Origin of the sequence: Pseudocitrobacter vendiensis (genome assembly GCF_943590815.1) — a bacterium.
GTDB classification, from domain to species: Bacteria; Pseudomonadota; Gammaproteobacteria; order Enterobacterales; family Enterobacteriaceae; genus Pseudocitrobacter; species Pseudocitrobacter vendiensis.
Window position 1 is genome coordinate 256,762 of record NZ_CALSBS010000003.1, and the last position, 15,841, is coordinate 272,602.

Below are 15,841 nucleotides of genomic sequence, written 5' to 3' on the forward strand. Positions count from 1 at the left end.
CATCTGGAATGCTAAAGGGAGCGAAAGCTCCCTTTTTTACACCCCTGACAATGCATTCTCCAGCATATCCAGAAACGGCCTTAACCCGCCTGGCTGATACTCCCGCGGCAAATACATGCCATAAATCGCCAGCCTGGCCGGCTCATACTCTGCCAGCAGCGCTACCACACTCCCTTTTGCCAGGGCTTCCCGGGCTTCCATTTCCGGCACCATCGCAATGCCACAGCCTGCTACGGCCGCATCCAGTAACACCGTTGAAATCGTGGCGCTGAAATTGCCGCTGATATCGACCGACACCGCTGTTCCTTCGGCAGTGGTAAAGTGCCAGCTCTGCCCGGCGAAACGGCTGTAGTGCAGGCAGTTATGATGGGCGAGCTCGGCAGGCGTTTGCGGCGTGCCGTGGCGTGCCAGATAACCCGGTGCGGCGCAAAGCACTGAACGGCACTCGCCGAGGCGGCGGGCGATGGTACCGGGCTCCGGGTTATTGGTAATGCGCACTGCCACGTCAATGCGCTCGCCCACCAGGTTCACCGGATGGTTGTTCACGTCCAGTTCCAGACGTAGCGCTGGATAGCGCGTCAGAAATTCGCTGACAATCGGCCCAATGATGCAGGTAGCCGTCAGGTGCGCACAGGCAACGCGCAGCACGCCGGAGGGTTCATCCTGCTGATTACGCAGCTCAATTTCCTGAGCGAGCTGAATCAGATGGCGCGTCTTAAGCAAAATCTCCTCGCCCGCTGGCGTCAGCGTTAGACGACGCGACGTGCGATGAATCAGGCGCGCGCCTGCCCATTGTTCCATCTGTTCCAGATAGCGGCTGACCATGGGCCGCGAAATCCCCAGTGCGCGTGATGCGGCGCTCAGGCTGCCCAGTTCGCAGATGCGATTAAATACGCGTGCGGCGGTGACTCTATCCATGAACGGCTCCAGCTGATCGTTTTATGAAACCAAGCATATCGGTTTTCGGGAATTCTGACAGGTGGTGAAATCCGTAAAATGGACGGTCTCACACATAACAACATCAGGTTCATCATGAAACGTGCATTCACCGCCATCGCCGCCCTTGTTATCAGCAGCACGACTTTTGCCGCTCCGCTGACGATGAAGACGTATAACCCTCAGGAAAATGCCGTTTTTCCGGTCTCATCGACGCTGGTCTACGGCCCCTCAGAAGCCGTGCTGTTTGATGCCCAGTTCAGCGTGAAGGACGGTGAAAAGCTGGTCGCCATGATTCGCGACAGCGGTAAAAAACTCTCGCGCATTGTGATTACCTCGGGTGATCCTGATTTCTATTTTGGCCTTGAGCCGATCGTCAAAGCCTTCCCAAATGTGGAGATTGTTGCGACGCCTGCGGTGGTCTCTCACATTGAGGCCACGCGTGATGCCAAACTGGCCTACTGGGGGCCACAGCTGAAAGCCGATGCGCCGCACCAGTTGTATACGCCTAAACCGCTCCACGACATGCGTTTCACCATTGATGGTGAAGCGGTCGAAATTAAACACCCTGAAAGCTATGCCGCCTACGTTTGGATCCCGGCGAATAAGGCGATTCTTGGCGGCACTGGCGTGGCGTCCGGCATTCATATCTGGAGCGCCGATACACAGACTGTGACACGCCGTAATGAATGGCGCAGCGTGCTGAAAGCGATGCAGGCTGAACAGCCGCAGACGGTGATCCCGGGCCATTACCTTGGCAAGTTGCCCTCCGGAGCGAAAGCCATCACCTTTACCCTTGATTATCTGCAAAAATTTGAGCTGGCGCTGAACAGCCAGAAAGATTCGGCTGGCGTGATTGGGGTGATGAAAAAGGCATATCCGGATCTCGCCGATGAGAGTTCGCTGGAACTGAGCGCAAAGGTCAATACCGGCGAGATGGCCTGGAAGTAAGCCGGACGCGCGCAGCGCCATCCGGCATCAAAGCGGCTACAACCGCACTTCGCTGTGTTGTTCGCGGTACTCTTTCGGCGTGGTGTCGTACTCTTTTTTAAACACCGAATAGAAATATTGCAGGGAAGGGTAGCCGCACATTTGCGAAATTTCGTTAATCGACAGCGAGGTGGAAATAAGCAAACTGCGTGCTTTTTCCAGCTTTTCGCTGTGGATCACGGCGTGAATGGTTTCGCCCACTTCTTCTTTGAAGCGTTTCTCAAGGTTTGAGCGTGAAATGCCGACAGAATCGAGCACCTGCTCCACTTTAATGCCTTTGCAGGCGTTGTTACGGATGTAGTGCATCGCCTGAATAACCGCCGGGTCGTTTAACGAGCGGTAGTCGGTGGAGCGTCGTTCGATGACGCGCATCGGGGGCACCAGCAGGCGCTGTAGCGGTAATTCCTCGTTATCCAGCAGGCGGTGCAGCAGTTTGGCGGCCTGATACCCCATCTGCCGCGCGCCCTGTGCCACAGATGACAGCGCCACCCGTGAAAGATAGCGGGTAAGCTCTTCGTTATCGATACCAATGACGCACAGCTTCTCCGGCACCGGAATGTGCAGGTGTTCGCAGGCTTGCAGAATATGGCGTGCGCGCGCGTCGGTTACGGCGATAATGCCGGTTTGCGGCGGCAGCGTTTGCAGCCAGTCCGCCAGGCGGTTCTGCGCGTGCTGCCAGTTCTCTGGCGCGGTCTCTTGCCCCTGATAAATCACGCCGCGATATTTCTCTTTAGCCACAATCTGGCTAAAGGCATATTCTCGCTCAACCGCCCAGCGTTTACCGCTGGAGCCCGGCAAGCCGTAGAACGCGAATCGATGTACGCCTTTCTCTTTCAGGTGCAGGAAAGCGGTTTCCACCAACGCATAGTTATCGGTGGCGATGTAATGGACGGGCGGATACTGGTCCGGGCGATGATAGGAGCCTCCTACGCCGACAATGGGCACTTTCACGTCGGCCAATAACGCTTCGATGTGGGGATCGTCATAATCGGCAATCACGCCATCGCCAAGCCACTCTTTGATGTTTTCGATACGCGCGCGGAAATCTTCCTCAATGAAAATATCCCACTCCGACTGCGACGCCTGTAAATACTCGCCAACCCCTTCGACCACCTGTCGGTCATAGGCTTTATTCGCGTTGAATAACAGGGTAATACGGTGACGCTTTTCAAACATGGTTCAATTTCCCTGGTGAATCATGAATGACAATACCGGCATCATTCGCCGGTATCGACATTATTACATCGTATCAAGCGCGGCGTTTGGTGGCCGAATCCATCCAGACTGCCAGCAGCAAAATGGCGCCCTTAACGATATATTGCCAGAAAGTGGGCACGTCCATCATGCTCATTCCATTATCCAGCGATGCCATGATAAACGCGCCCATTACCGCTCCGGCCACACTCCCCACGCCGCCCGCCAGACTGGTGCCGCCAATCACGCAGGCGGCGATAGCGTCCAGCTCGGCAATATTGCCTGCCGACGGTGAACCTGCGCCAAGGCGCGAGCTGAGGATTAACCCGGCAATCGCCACCATCAGGCCGTTGATGGCGAAGACGGCAAGCTTGGTGCGCTCGACGTTAATCCCTGACAGGCGCGCGGCTTCGATATTACCGCCGATGGCGTAAATGCGACGTCCAAACGCCGTGCGCGTTGCCATAAACATCCCGCCCAACAGCAGCAGCGTCAGCAGCAGAACCGGCGTCGGCACGCCGCGATAATCGTTCAACAGCCAGATCGCACCCAGTACAATTATCGCCGTCAATGCCTGACGCCCGACCACGCCGGTAGAGGCCGGTGTAGCGAGCCCAAGATTCTGACGACGCATGCGCCCGCGCCACTGCCAGACAACAAATGCCATCAGGCCAATCGCCCCGAAGGAGAAGCCAATGCCATCAGGCAGGTAGCTTTGACCAATTTGCGACATCGCGGCGCTGGTAGGCGACACGGTGGTACCGTTGGTGATGCCAATCAGAATACCCCGGAAGGCCAGCATCCCGGCGAGGGTGACGATAAACGACGGGACTTTCCGATAGGCAACCCACCAACCGTTCCATGCGCCGAGTACCAGGCCCATCGCCAGCGTCACGATGATGGTCAGCGGCAACGGCCAACCGAGCCAGACGTCGAAAATCGCCGCTACACCACCGAGCAGACCCATCATTGAGCCGACAGAGAGGTCGATTTCGGCGGAGATAATCACAAACACCATCCCCACCGCCAGAATGCCAGTGATGGCTGTCTGGCGCAGCAGGTTAGAGACGTTACGGGCGCTGAGGTACGCGCCTTCGGTCGTCCAGGTGAAGAACAGCATGATGACCACAATGGCGGCAATCATCACGAATACCTGCAAGTTCAGCGACTTCAGGCTAAATGCTGGCGCTGGCGTCGGTGCCGCCAGCTTGATTTCAGACGGGTTGTTTTTCGACATGACGTTCGCTCCTTAATGCGGCTTCCATCACTTTTTCCTGCGTCAGGTTGTGGTTCACCAGGTCCGCTTTCAGTTTTCCTTCGTGCATCACCAGCACCCGGTCGCTAAGACCCAGTACTTCCGGCAGTTCGGAAGAGATAACGATAACGGCGATCCCCTGTTGCACCAGTTGGTTGATCAGCTTGTAGATTTCATATTTCGCGCCAATGTCGATACCGCGCGTCGGTTCGTCGAGGATCAGAATGCGCGGGTTGAGCAACAGGCAGCGTGCCAGAATTGCTTTCTGTTGATTACCGCCGCTGAGGCGACCAATCGCCAGCTCTGGTGAGGATGTTTTGACTTTAAGCCGTTGCAACGACTGTAAAATACATTGCTGCTCGCGGGCATCATCCAGGCTGCTCAGCGCGCCGCTGAACTGATCAAGTGCCGCAAGCGTCATATTTTTACCCACAGCCATCACCGGCACGATGCCATCTTTTTTACGATCTTCTGGCACCATTGCAATACCGTGGGCAATCGCCTGCTGGCAGGTGTTAATGGTCACGGGTTTGCCATCCAAAAAGATTTTTCCCTCCCAGCGCCCGCGCCAGACGCCAAACAGGCACTGTACCGCCTCGGTACGTCCGGCGCCGACCAGCCCGGCAATCCCGAGAATTTCCCCGCGCCGAAGGCTGAAAGAGATATCGTTTACCCGCTTGATGTGGCGGTTAACCGGATGCCACGCCGTGAGGTGTTCCACGCGCAGGATCTCGTCACCGGTAGTGTGCGGTTCGTTGGGGTAGAGCGCCGTCAGTTCGCGGCCCACCATCATGGTGATGATGTCGTCCTCGCTCATGCTGCTGGCGTCGCGCGTGCCGATGTGCTGACCATCGCGGATCACGCAGATGGTGTCGGAGATAGCCTTCACTTCATTGAGCTTGTGCGAAATATAGATGCAGGCAATGCCGTGGTGCTGAAGGTCGCGGATGATATCCAGCAGCACGGCCGTTTCCTGCTCGGTGAGCGAAGCGGTTGGCTCGTCGAGGATCAACAGGCGCACCTGTTTATTCAGCGCTTTGGCAATTTCGACCAGTTGCTGTTGCCCCAGACCTAAATCGCCCACGCGAGTGTCGGGCGAAATTGCCAGACTGACCTGGGCAAGTAATTTTTCGCAGCGCAGGGTCATAGCGTCGTAGTCGAGAATACCGTGGCGGCTGATTTCCGCGCCAAGAAAAATATTCTCCAGCACCGTAAGGTGTTTCACCAGCGCCAGCTCCTGGTGAATTATGGCGATACCTTTGCGTTCGGTGTCGCGGATATGCGTCGGGGTAAGCGTTTCTCCGGCAAAAATAATCTCGCCGTCGTAGCTGCCGTGCGGGTAAATCCCGCACAGCACTTTCATGAGCGTCGATTTTCCGGAGCCATTTTCACCACACAGTGACACTACTTCGCCAGGATTTAAACGCAAGCTGACGTTATCCACTGCTTTCACCGCGCCAAAGGCTTTGGTGATATTTTTCATTTCAAGTAAATAAGACATAGCTGCTCCACGTAAGCCGATAATTCAGGCCGAACGAGAACGACTGCCCCGTTACCGGGGCAGAGAAATTAAAGTTCGCTCTTCTTATGGAACCCATCTTTAACGACGGTTTGGTCGATATTGCTCTTATTCACTTCGATTGGCGTCAGGAGGCGAGACGGCACATCTTTCAGGCCATTATTCAGCGTGGCATCTGACTTCGGCTGTTGATCGTTGCCGAGCTCAACAGCGATTTCAGCGGCGGTTGTTGCAAGCGTGGTGATCGGTTTATACACAGTCATGGTTTGCGTGCCCGCAATAATGCGTTTCACGCCCGCAAGGTCCGCATCCTGCCCGGAGATAGCGACTTTGCCCGCCAGGCCCTGTGCGCTCAGTGCCTGAATCGCACCACCTGCGGTCGCATCATTAGACGCCACCACAGCATCAATTTTGTTGTTATTGGCGGTGAGGGCGTTTTCCATAATTTTCAGGGCGTTTTCAGGTAACCAGCCATCGGCCCATTGATCGCCTACGACTTTAATTTTGCCGCTATCGATATACGGTTTTAAGACTTTCATTTGACCCGCGCGGAACAGTTTGGCGTTATTATCCACCGGTGAGCCACCCATCAGGAAATAATTACCTTGTGGAACCTGATTGACCAGGCTTTGGGCCTGCATTTCGCCCACTTTTTCATTGTCGAAAGAAATATAAAAATCGATATCAGCGTTATTGATCATGCGATCGTAAGCCAGGACTTTAATACCTTCCTGTTTGGCTTCTTTAATGACGTTACTGAGTACCTGACCGTTGTAAGGAATAATGACCAGAACATCGACGCCACGGTTGATCATATTTTCAATCTGCGACATCTGGGTTTCTTCGTTACCGTTAGCCGACTGTACAAATACTTTGGCGCCTAACGATTCTGCTTTGTTCACAAAAATATCGCGGTCTTTCTGCCAGCGTTCCAGACGCAGATCGTCGATAGCCATACCGATTTTGACTTCTTTTGCACTGCTCGCCATGCTGGTAAGCAGAAGGGATGCGCAGAGCGTGAGGCAAAGGTTCTTGATTTTCATAGTCGTAATGCCTTTTGTAGGGTAGGTAATGAGATTGGCGATAAAAGAAACAAGCACGACTTAACACGCAGCAAATTTTTAACATAGAAAGCGGTGCTGGCAATTACAGATTTTTATCTTCCCATTACGATATTTGGTTTAATTGTCAATTTATGAGCTTGATCGAGTTTTATATATCGCCTAAGGGAAATTTACATAAATTTTGCGAGCCGCTTTATTTTGCGAGCCAGCGCACGTTTGTGGATTCTCTTAATCGCAGTGTGAAATAACGTAATTGAGGAACAGGAAATCTGAACTCAGTATTAGACAACGAATTATTCCTCGCCGCGTATCTGATTATGGAGTTCATTATGCAAGCTTATTTCGACCAACTGGATCGTGTTCGTTTCGAAGGCCCTAAAACGGAAAACCCGCTGGCTTTCCGCCACTACAACCCTGACGAACTGGTGCTGGGTAAACGGATGGAAGATCACCTGCGCTTCGCCGCCTGCTACTGGCACACCTTCTGCTGGAATGGCGCAGATATGTTCGGCGTGGGCGCATTCGACCGCCCGTGGCAGCAGCCGGGTGAAGCCATTGCCCTGGCGAAACGCAAAGCGGATGTCGCATTTGAATTCTTCCATAAGCTGAACGTGCCTTACTACTGCTTCCATGATGTTGACGTATCGCCGGAAGGCGCGTCGCTGAAAGAGTATCTGAACAACTTCGCGCAGATGGTAGACGTGCTGGCCGAAAAACAGCAGCAGAGCGGTGTGAAGCTGCTGTGGGGTACGGCGAACTGCTTTACTAACCCGCGCTACGGTGCAGGCGCGGCCACGAACCCTGACCCGGAAGTCTTTAGCTGGGCGGCGACGCAGGTCTTCACCGCCATGAACGCCACCCACAAACTGGGCGGCGAGAACTACGTGCTGTGGGGAGGCCGTGAAGGCTACGAATCCCTGCTGAACACCGACCTGCGTCAGGAACGCGAGCAGATTGGCCGCTTCATGCAGATGGTGGTTGAGCATAAACACAAAATCGGCTTCCAGGGCACCCTGCTTATCGAACCGAAACCGCAGGAACCGACCAAGCATCAGTATGATTACGATGCATCGACCGTTTATGGCTTCCTCAAACAGTTCGGCCTGGAAAAAGAGATTAAACTGAACATTGAAGCGAACCACGCGACGCTGGCGGGGCACTCTTTCCATCACGAAATTGCCACCGCGATCGCGTTGGGCCTGTTCGGTTCCGTTGATGCCAACCGTGGCGACGCGCAACTGGGCTGGGATACTGACCAGTTCCCGAACAGCGTGGAAGAGAATGCGCTGGTGATGTACGAAATTCTCAAAGCGGGCGGCTTCACTACCGGTGGCCTGAACTTCGATGCGAAAGTACGTCGTCAGAGCACCGACAAATATGATCTGTTCTATGGTCACATTGGCGCGATGGACACCATGGCGCTGTCGCTGAAAGTGGCGGCGCGTATGATTGAAGGCGGCGAGCTGGATAAACGCGTGGCGAAACGCTACGCGGGCTGGAACGGTGAACTGGGCCAGCAAATCCTGAAAGGGCAGATGTCGTTGCAGGACCTGGCAAAATATGCCGAGCAGCATCAGCTGGCGCCGCAGCATCAGAGCGGTCACCAGGAGCTGCTGGAAAACCTGGTCAATCACTATCTGTTCGACAAATAATGGAAACCGCCGGGCGATTATTTCGCCCGGCCTGATTATGCAGGCCCGGTAAGCGCGAGCGAAACCGGGCTTTTTTTAAGGAACGATCGCTATGTATATTGGGATTGATCTGGGTACTTCTGGCGTCAAAGCTATCCTGCTCAATGAGGCGGGAGACGTTGTCGCCTCGCAAACGGAAAAACTTACCGTTTCTCGCCCGCATCCACTGTGGTCTGAACAGGACCCGGAGCAGTGGTGGCTGGCGACCGACCGCGCGATTAAAGCGCTCTCGCAGCAGCACAGTTTACAGGGCGTTAAAGCGCTGGGCATTGCCGGGCAGATGCATGGCGCAACCCTTCTCGACAAGCAGCAGCGCGTCCTTCGCCCGGCGATTCTGTGGAACGATGGCCGCTGTGCACAAGAGTGCCAGTTGCTGGAAGACGCGGTGAAAAATTCACGCCAGATTACCGGCAACCTGATGATGCCGGGCTTTACCGCGCCGAAACTGCTGTGGGTGAAGCGCCATGAGCCGGAGATTTTTGCCCAGGTCGATAAGGTCCTGTTGCCAAAAGATTATCTGCGCCTGCGTATTACCGGTGAATTCGCCAGTGATATGTCCGACGCGGCGGGTACGATGTGGATGGACGTGGCAAAACGGGACTGGAGCGATGTGATGCTCGCGGCCTGTGGACTGAGCCGTGACAACATGCCTGGGCTATTTGAAGGCTGTGAGATTACTGGCACGCTGCTGCCATCCGTCGCGCAGGCGTGGAATATGCCCGCGGTGCCTGTGGTTGCGGGTGGCGGTGACAACGCGGCGGGCGCAGTCGGTGTAGGTATGGCCGATGCCGGGCAGGCGATGCTCTCGCTCGGCACGTCAGGTGTTTACTTTGCGGTAAGCGAAGGATTCCTCAGCAAGCCAGAAAGCGCGGTGCACAGTTTCTGCCATGCGCTGCCAGGGCGCTGGCATTTAATGTCGGTGATGCTTAGCGCAGCGTCGTGCCTCGACTGGGCAGCAAAACTCACCGGGCTGGAAAACGTACCTGCGCTGATAAGCGCGGCGCAATCAGCGGATGAAAATGCCGAGTCGGTGTGGTTCCTGCCGTATCTTTCCGGGGAGCGTACGCCGCACAATAACCCGCAGGCAAAAGGCGTCTTCTTTGGCCTGACGCACCAGCATGGCCCGGCTGAACTGGCGCGCGCGGTGCTCGAAGGCGTAGGTTTCGCACTGGCCGACGGGATGGATGTGGTTCACGCCTGCGGCGTTACGCCAAAAAGTGTCACTCTGATTGGCGGCGGTGCGCGTAGCGCTTACTGGCGTCAGATGCTGGCGGATATCAGCGGTCAGCAACTGGATTACCGCACCGGCGGCGATGTTGGCCCGGCATTGGGCGCGGCGCGCCTGGCGCAACTGGCGATTCACCGCGATAAACCGTTCGCTGATCTGCTGCCGCAGTTGCCGCTTGAGCAGGCGCACTACCCGGACGCACAGCGCCATGCGCAATATGCCCCGCGTCGTGAAACCTTCCGCCAACTTTATCAGCAGCTATTGCCGTTGATGTCCTGATGTTTTCCGCCCCTTATGGGGCGGATCTCCCGTCTGAATTGATGAATTCCGAATTTGCTGGAAATTTCGTGTTGCTCTAATGTTGCGCTGCGGTTTCCGTTCATAATGCATTTGCTATGGATAAGGAGATCGCCATGAAGTTAGCGCTAAAGGCCCCGCAGGGTGTGTTGTTTTTTGGAGTTATTCTCTACGTCGTATGTCTATGGGGCGACTGCCCGCAGTTAACCGATAAAGGCTATTTCCTGGCCGTGCTGGTCCTTGGTGTGTTCACCGTGCTGGCGTACCAGCGATTATCCGGAAAAGACAAGGACGAGACACGTTTTGCCGGGCTGTGTCGCCTGGTGCTACTGCTGGCAACAGGATTAATGCTGGTGGGCATCTGGAACTTACCCCTTAACCTGACAGAAAAGGGGCTTAGCGTTATCGCCTGGTTTGCCGCGATGTCCGGCGCGGCGCGCTGGCGTTAGCTGACAAATCGCTTGCTATCCACGCGTTGTACCAGCATCGAAAGCAACAAACTCCCCGCCAGCGTGGCGCAGAAAATCCACACAATATCGAGCAGCGGCCAGCTTTTAATGTCTGCGCCGCTGCTTCGCAGGGCATGAATAATCAGGGCATGAAAACCATAAATACCCAGCGAATGGCGCGAAATCAGCGCTAATCCCGGCAACACGCGATGATTAAGACAATTTTTGACGACCACAAACAGCGTCGCCGCGCAGATAAATACCATTGGCCCACAGTACAGATACCAGGTGTCGGCAAAGTTGCCGCGCCAGTTCAATTCATGCAGCGTGCCACGCGAAATCACCGCCACCGCCAGCACAAAACCGATCCCGCACAGCCAGCTTAATCCACGTTTTTGCGTCTCCATCATACCGATAGCGCGCCCTAACAGGCCGTAAATCAGGTAGTAAAAGGTGTCGCCGTTGATATAGAGATTTACCGGCAGCCATTCGATGCCGTCGGCTTTCAACGTCACTGTATTCGGGTTAGCAACAATACCAATCACCACCATCAGCGCCAGTAGCATTTTGCCGCTTATCGCTTTCACCTCAATCAGCGGCGAGACCAGATAAATCACGATAATGGCAAAGAAAAACCACAGGTGATAGAAAACAGGCTTCTGTAGGATGTTCTTAAGCGACCCTTCGATATTGATATGCGTGAAGGCCGCGATATAAATAAGCGCCACGACGCTGTAAAACAGCAGGCACAGTGCAATCCGCAGAAAATGGCGCGGCTGGGCGCTGCGTGGCCCGAAAAAAAGATAGCCGGAAATCATGAAGAACAGCGGCACGCTTACGCGTGAGGCAGAGTTGAAAACATTAGCAATATCCCAGTTCACCGGGCTGATACTATGCGCGTTGGTAATGTACCAGGTTGTCGTATGGATCATCACTACCATCAGGCAGGCTATTCCGCGTAGGTTATCAATCCAGTTTATTTTGGGCTGCATTAGGGCCGGTTTCTCCTTTCAAACAAAGTGTGACTCAATATTTATTAGGCTATTTGACTGGATTATTCTGAGTTTTTCACCCCACACTTGTATACCCTTCATATTTCGAGTTGCCTATGCGTTGGCTGCACTCGCTCACCCCAGTCACGTACTTATGTACGCTCCTGGGGTGAGCTCGTTTGCCGCCTTCAGGCAACTCGAACTATTTTGGGTATAAGATTGTGGTGTGATTCGCAAAATGCGGGCGCATCAGAGACCACAAACTAAAATAACAGCCCGATCGTAAGGCGGTAATGAAAAATGATGATGAAGCGACTTCTTCCCCTGTTAATGGGGCTATTACTGGCGGGATGCGCTACGCACGAAAATGCTGCGCCGATGAAAGCGCAAAATGCGAAAGCGAACCCCGCGCGCTCGCTGGGCATGGAAAATTTATGCAAGGAGCGGGCAGCGGAGCGCTATAACACAGCGGCGCAGAAAATTGATGTCACGGGCTTTGAGCGTTTTCAGGGCAGCTATGAATTACGCGGCTATACTCCCCGCAATGAAGGTTTTGTCTGCTCATTTGACGCAAATGGTGATTTTTTACACTTATCGATGCGTTAAACGCGGCAATATGGCACGAAAAGACGGCCTGTTTTCCTCTATTTTCCCTAAACAGGCCGCTTTCATACTGTATATCTTCCAGCCAGCGGGTATACTGATCCCTTCCTTTAAATCCACACGTATCCAGCACGAAATAATATGCAAAAGTTTGATACCAGGACCTTCCAGGGCTTGATCCTGACCTTACAGGATTACTGGGCTCGCCAGGGCTGCACCATTGTTCAACCATTGGACATGGAAGTTGGCGCGGGTACCTCTCACCCAATGACCTGCCTGCGCGCGCTGGGCCCAGAGCCGATGGCGACTGCTTATGTGCAGCCTTCTCGTCGTCCGACCGATGGCCGCTACGGCGAAAACCCGAACCGTTTACAGCACTACTATCAGTTCCAGGTGGTCATCAAGCCATCGCCGGACAACATTCAGGAGCTGTACCTCGGTTCACTGAAAGAGCTGGGCATGGACCCGACCATCCACGATATCCGTTTCGTGGAAGATAACTGGGAAAACCCGACGCTGGGTGCCTGGGGTCTGGGTTGGGAAGTGTGGCTGAACGGCATGGAAGTGACGCAGTTCACTTACTTCCAGCAGGTTGGCGGCCTGGAATGTAAACCGGTTACCGGCGAGATCACCTACGGTCTGGAACGTCTGGCGATGTACATTCAGGGCGTAGACAGCGTTTACGACCTGGTCTGGAGCGACGGCCCGCTGGGTAAAACCACCTACGGCGACGTGTTCCATCAGAACGAAGTGGAGCAGTCCACCTACAACTTCGAATACGCGGATGTGGACTTCCTGTTCACCTGCTTCGAGCAGTACGAGAAAGAAGCGCAGCAGTTGCTGGCGCTGGAAAATCCGCTGCCGCTGCCAGCCTACGAGCGTATTCTGAAAGCCGCCCACAGCTTCAACCTGCTGGATGCGCGTAAAGCCATCTCCGTCACCGAGCGTCAGCGCTATATCCTGCGCATTCGCACCCTGACCAAAGCAGTGGCAGAAGCTTATTATGCTTCCCGTGAAGCCCTCGGCTTCCCGATGTGCAACAAAGACAAGTAAGAGGCGGCCATGTCTGAGAAAACTTTTCTGGTGGAAATCGGCACTGAAGAGCTGCCACCAAAAGCACTGCGCAGCCTGGCTGAGTCCTTTGCTGCGAACTTCACTGCGGAGCTGGATAACGCCGGCCTCGCACACGGCAACGTTGAATGGTTTGCTGCCCCGCGTCGTCTGGCGCTGAAGGTTGCCAACCTGGCGGAAGCTCAGGCCGATCGCGAAGTTGAAAAACGCGGCCCGGCGATTGCGCAGGCGTTCGACGCCGAAGGCAAACCAAGCAAAGCGGCAGAAGGCTGGGCGCGTGGCTGCGGTATTACCGTTGACCAGGCTGAGCGTCTGACCACTGACAAAGGCGAATGGCTGCTGTATCGCGCCCACGTGAAGGGCGAAAGTACCGAAGCGCTGGTGCCGAATATGGTCGCTACTTCACTGGCGAAGCTGCCAATTCCGAAACTGATGCGCTGGGGCGCGTCTGACGTGCACTTCGTGCGTCCGGTTCACACTGTGACCCTGTTGCTGGGCGACAAAGTCATTCCGGCAACCATTCTGGGTATTCAGTCCGATCGCGTGATTCGTGGCCACCGCTTTATGGGCGAACCGGAATTTACTATCGACAATGCCGATCAGTATCCGGAAATTCTGCGCGAGCGCGGGAAAGTCATCGCCGATTACGCTGAGCGTAAAGCGAAGATTAAAGCTGATGCCGAAGAAGCCGCGCGTAAGATTGGCGGTAACGCTGACTTAAGCGAAAGCCTGGTGGAAGAAGTCACCTCGCTGGTGGAATGGCCGGTTGTATTGACTGCGAAGTTTGAAGAGAAATTCCTCGCGGTGCCGTCCGAAGCACTGGTTTACACCATGAAAGGTGACCAGAAGTACTTCCCGGTGTATGCGAACGACGGCAAACTACTGCCGAACTTTATCTTCGTCTCTAATATTGAGTCGAAAGATCCGCAGCAAATTATCTCCGGTAACGAAAAAGTCGTTCGTCCGCGTCTGGCCGATGCGGAGTTCTTCTTCAATACCGACCGTAAAAAACGTCTGGAAGATAACCTGCCGCGCCTGCAAACTGTGCTGTTCCAGCAACAGCTGGGTACGCTGCGCGACAAAACTGACCGCATCCAGGCGCTGGCTGGCTGGATCGCAGAACAGATTGGCGCTGACGTCAACCACGCTACCCGTGCGGGCCTGCTGTCCAAGTGTGACCTGATGACCAACATGGTCTTCGAGTTCACCGACACCCAGGGCGTGATGGGTATGCACTACGCGCGTCACGATGGCGAAGCGGAAGATGTCGCCGTGGCGCTGAACGAGCAGTATCAACCGCGCTTTGCCGGTGATGACCTGCCGTCTAATCCTGTGGCTTGTGCGCTGGCGATCGCTGACAAGATGGACACCCTGGCGGGTATCTTTGGTATCGGCCAGCATCCGAAGGGCGACAAAGACCCGTTTGCGCTGCGTCGTGCCGCGCTGGGCGTGCTGCGCATTATCGTTGAGAAGAACCTCAACCTCGATCTGCAAACACTGACTGAAGAAGCGGCGCGTCTGTACGGTGATAAGCTGACTAACGCCAACGTGGTTGATGACGTTATCGACTTCATGTTGGGCCGTTTCCGCGCCTGGTATCAGGATGCCGGTTACACCGTCGACACCATCCAGGCTGTGCTGGCTCGTCGTCCGACGCGTCCGGCAGATTTCGATGCGCGTATGAAAGCGGTATCTCACTTCCGTACTCTGGAAGCGGCATCTGCGCTGGCTGCGGCTAATAAGCGTGTTTCTAACATCCTTGCGAAAACAGACGAAGTGCTGAATGACCGCGTAAACGCCGCCACGCTGAAAGAGCCGGAAGAAATAGCGCTGGCCATGCAGGTTGTGGTTTTACGTGACAAACTGGCACCTGCTTTTGCAGAAGGGCGTTATCAGGAAGCGCTGGTAGAACTGGCGGAACTGCGTGAGCCAGTCGATGCCTTCTTCGACAAAGTGATGGTTATGGTTGATGACAAAGAACTGCGTATCAACCGTCTGACTATGCTGTCGAAACTGCGTGAACTGTTCCTGCAGGTTGCGGATATTTCGCTGCTGCAGTAAGTTTACTGCTGATAAATAAAAAACCTGCCGAGCGGCAGGTTTTTTTATGCGCTAATATAAACAAGTAATAATTATTTGAATAATATGTGTATGCTTACACATTTATTTCGCAGAAACTTTTTCAGAATACATTCATTCTTTAGCGTGAGCGGTGTTTGCTAGAATAGCGGCGGGTGCTTGAGACTGTTTGTCTCAGGTATCACCGAAAGGCAGACAGAGAAAAGCCCCACCTGACTATAAATCAAAGTGAGGCCCCTCTATGCATAGACACCATAAAGGTAGCCTCTTGCTTGTTGGAAATCAACACCGGAGGCTGGGAATGCCGCAAAAATATTTGTTATTTAGCTTAGTAGTGATTTGTTTCACGCTATTATTATTTACCTGGATGGTGAGAGATTCACTGTGTGAATTACACATCAAACAGGGAAGTAATGAGCTGGCGGCATTTTTAGCCTGTGGGAATAAAAAGTAAGGGCAACTGGCGGGGAGAA

14 protein-coding genes are annotated in these 15,841 nt (G+C 54.4%); 8 read left to right on the forward strand and 6 right to left on the reverse strand.

Annotated features, from left to right (window positions below):
- Nucleotides 1–36: 36 nt before the first annotated feature.
- The gene (locus tag NMC31_RS05820; RefSeq protein ID WP_253897270.1) at nucleotides 37–918 is read right to left on the reverse strand and encodes a LysR family transcriptional regulator; all 882 of its coding nucleotides are present in this window, start codon (nucleotides 916–918) and stop codon (nucleotides 37–39) included.
- Nucleotides 919–1,032: 114 nt separating this feature from the next.
- Here NMC31_RS05820 and NMC31_RS05825 point away from each other — a divergent pair, with 114 nt between their 5' ends.
- Nucleotides 1,033–1,887 (forward strand): Vmh family MBL fold metallo-hydrolase, encoded by an 855-nt coding sequence (locus tag NMC31_RS05825; protein ID WP_253897271.1) that lies wholly within the window; start codon nucleotides 1,033–1,035, stop codon nucleotides 1,885–1,887.
- A gap of 36 nt (nucleotides 1,888–1,923) precedes the next feature.
- On the opposite strand, the gene xylR is transcribed toward NMC31_RS05825, so the two are convergent.
- The 4 genes from xylR to xylF form a co-directional block, all read right to left on the reverse strand.
- Nucleotides 1,924–3,102, reverse strand: coding sequence for a D-xylose utilization transcriptional activator XylR (xylR, locus tag NMC31_RS05830; protein WP_149463650.1), 1,179 nt, complete (start codon nucleotides 3,100–3,102; stop codon nucleotides 1,924–1,926).
- A gap of 73 nt (nucleotides 3,103–3,175) precedes the next feature.
- Nucleotides 3,176–4,357 (reverse strand): xylose ABC transporter permease XylH, encoded by a 1,182-nt coding sequence (xylH, locus tag NMC31_RS05835; RefSeq protein ID WP_253897272.1) that lies wholly within the window; start codon nucleotides 4,355–4,357, stop codon nucleotides 3,176–3,178.
- On the reverse strand, nucleotides 4,335–5,876 hold the full coding sequence (locus NMC31_RS05840; RefSeq protein ID WP_015962537.1) for a xylose ABC transporter ATP-binding protein: 1,542 nt from the start codon (nucleotides 5,874–5,876) through the stop codon (nucleotides 4,335–4,337). The genes xylH and NMC31_RS05840 overlap by 23 nt, the downstream gene beginning before the upstream one ends.
- A 68-nt stretch (nucleotides 5,877–5,944) precedes the next feature.
- Complete coding sequence (gene xylF / locus NMC31_RS05845; RefSeq protein ID WP_149463647.1) at nucleotides 5,945–6,937, reverse strand: D-xylose ABC transporter substrate-binding protein; 993 nt, start codon at nucleotides 6,935–6,937, stop codon at nucleotides 5,945–5,947.
- A 350-nt stretch (nucleotides 6,938–7,287) separates the two neighbouring features.
- Here xylF and xylA point away from each other — a divergent pair, with 350 nt between their 5' ends.
- The 3 genes from xylA (at nucleotide 7,288) to NMC31_RS05860 (ending at nucleotide 10,623) form a co-directional block, all read left to right on the forward strand.
- Nucleotides 7,288–8,610 (forward strand): xylose isomerase, encoded by a 1,323-nt coding sequence (xylA, locus tag NMC31_RS05850; protein ID WP_253897273.1) that lies wholly within the window; start codon nucleotides 7,288–7,290, stop codon nucleotides 8,608–8,610.
- A gap of 91 nt (nucleotides 8,611–8,701) precedes the next feature.
- Complete coding sequence (gene xylB, locus NMC31_RS05855) at nucleotides 8,702–10,156, forward strand: xylulokinase (protein WP_253897274.1); 1,455 nt, start codon at nucleotides 8,702–8,704, stop codon at nucleotides 10,154–10,156.
- Between the two features lie 134 nt (nucleotides 10,157–10,290).
- Nucleotides 10,291–10,623 carry a YiaA/YiaB family inner membrane protein gene (locus tag NMC31_RS05860; RefSeq protein ID WP_188016868.1) on the forward strand — a complete coding sequence of 111 codons (333 nt, stop codon included), beginning with the start codon at nucleotides 10,291–10,293 and terminating at the stop codon, nucleotides 10,621–10,623.
- On the opposite strand, the gene NMC31_RS05865 is transcribed toward NMC31_RS05860, so the two are convergent.
- Nucleotides 10,620–11,615, reverse strand: a complete 996-nt coding sequence (locus NMC31_RS05865; RefSeq protein WP_253897275.1) for an acyltransferase — start codon at nucleotides 11,613–11,615, stop codon at nucleotides 10,620–10,622. The genes NMC31_RS05860 and NMC31_RS05865 overlap by 4 nt on opposite strands.
- Before the next feature lie 300 nt (nucleotides 11,616–11,915).
- On the opposite strand from NMC31_RS05865, the gene NMC31_RS05870 reads away from it, so the two are divergent.
- The 4 genes from NMC31_RS05870 to hokA all read left to right on the forward strand — a co-directional run bounded on the left by NMC31_RS05870 (nucleotide 11,916) and on the right by hokA (nucleotide 15,822).
- Nucleotides 11,916–12,221 (forward strand): YsaB family lipoprotein, encoded by a 306-nt coding sequence (locus NMC31_RS05870; RefSeq protein ID WP_253897276.1) that lies wholly within the window; start codon nucleotides 11,916–11,918, stop codon nucleotides 12,219–12,221.
- Nucleotides 12,222–12,359: 138 nt separating this feature from the next.
- On the forward strand, nucleotides 12,360–13,271 hold the full coding sequence (glyQ, locus tag NMC31_RS05875; protein WP_001168551.1) for a glycine--tRNA ligase subunit alpha: 912 nt from the start codon (nucleotides 12,360–12,362) through the stop codon (nucleotides 13,269–13,271).
- Nucleotides 13,272–13,280: 9 nt separating this feature from the next.
- Entirely contained in the window at nucleotides 13,281–15,350 is a 2,070-nt protein-coding gene (gene glyS, locus NMC31_RS05880) for a glycine--tRNA ligase subunit beta (protein ID WP_149463641.1), read from the forward strand.
- 319 nt (nucleotides 15,351–15,669) lie between these two features.
- Nucleotides 15,670–15,822: a type I toxin-antitoxin system toxin HokA gene (gene hokA / locus NMC31_RS05885; RefSeq protein ID WP_149463640.1), complete on the forward strand. Its 153-nt coding sequence runs from the start codon at nucleotides 15,670–15,672 to the stop codon at nucleotides 15,820–15,822.
- Nucleotides 15,823–15,841: the final 19 nt, after the last annotated feature.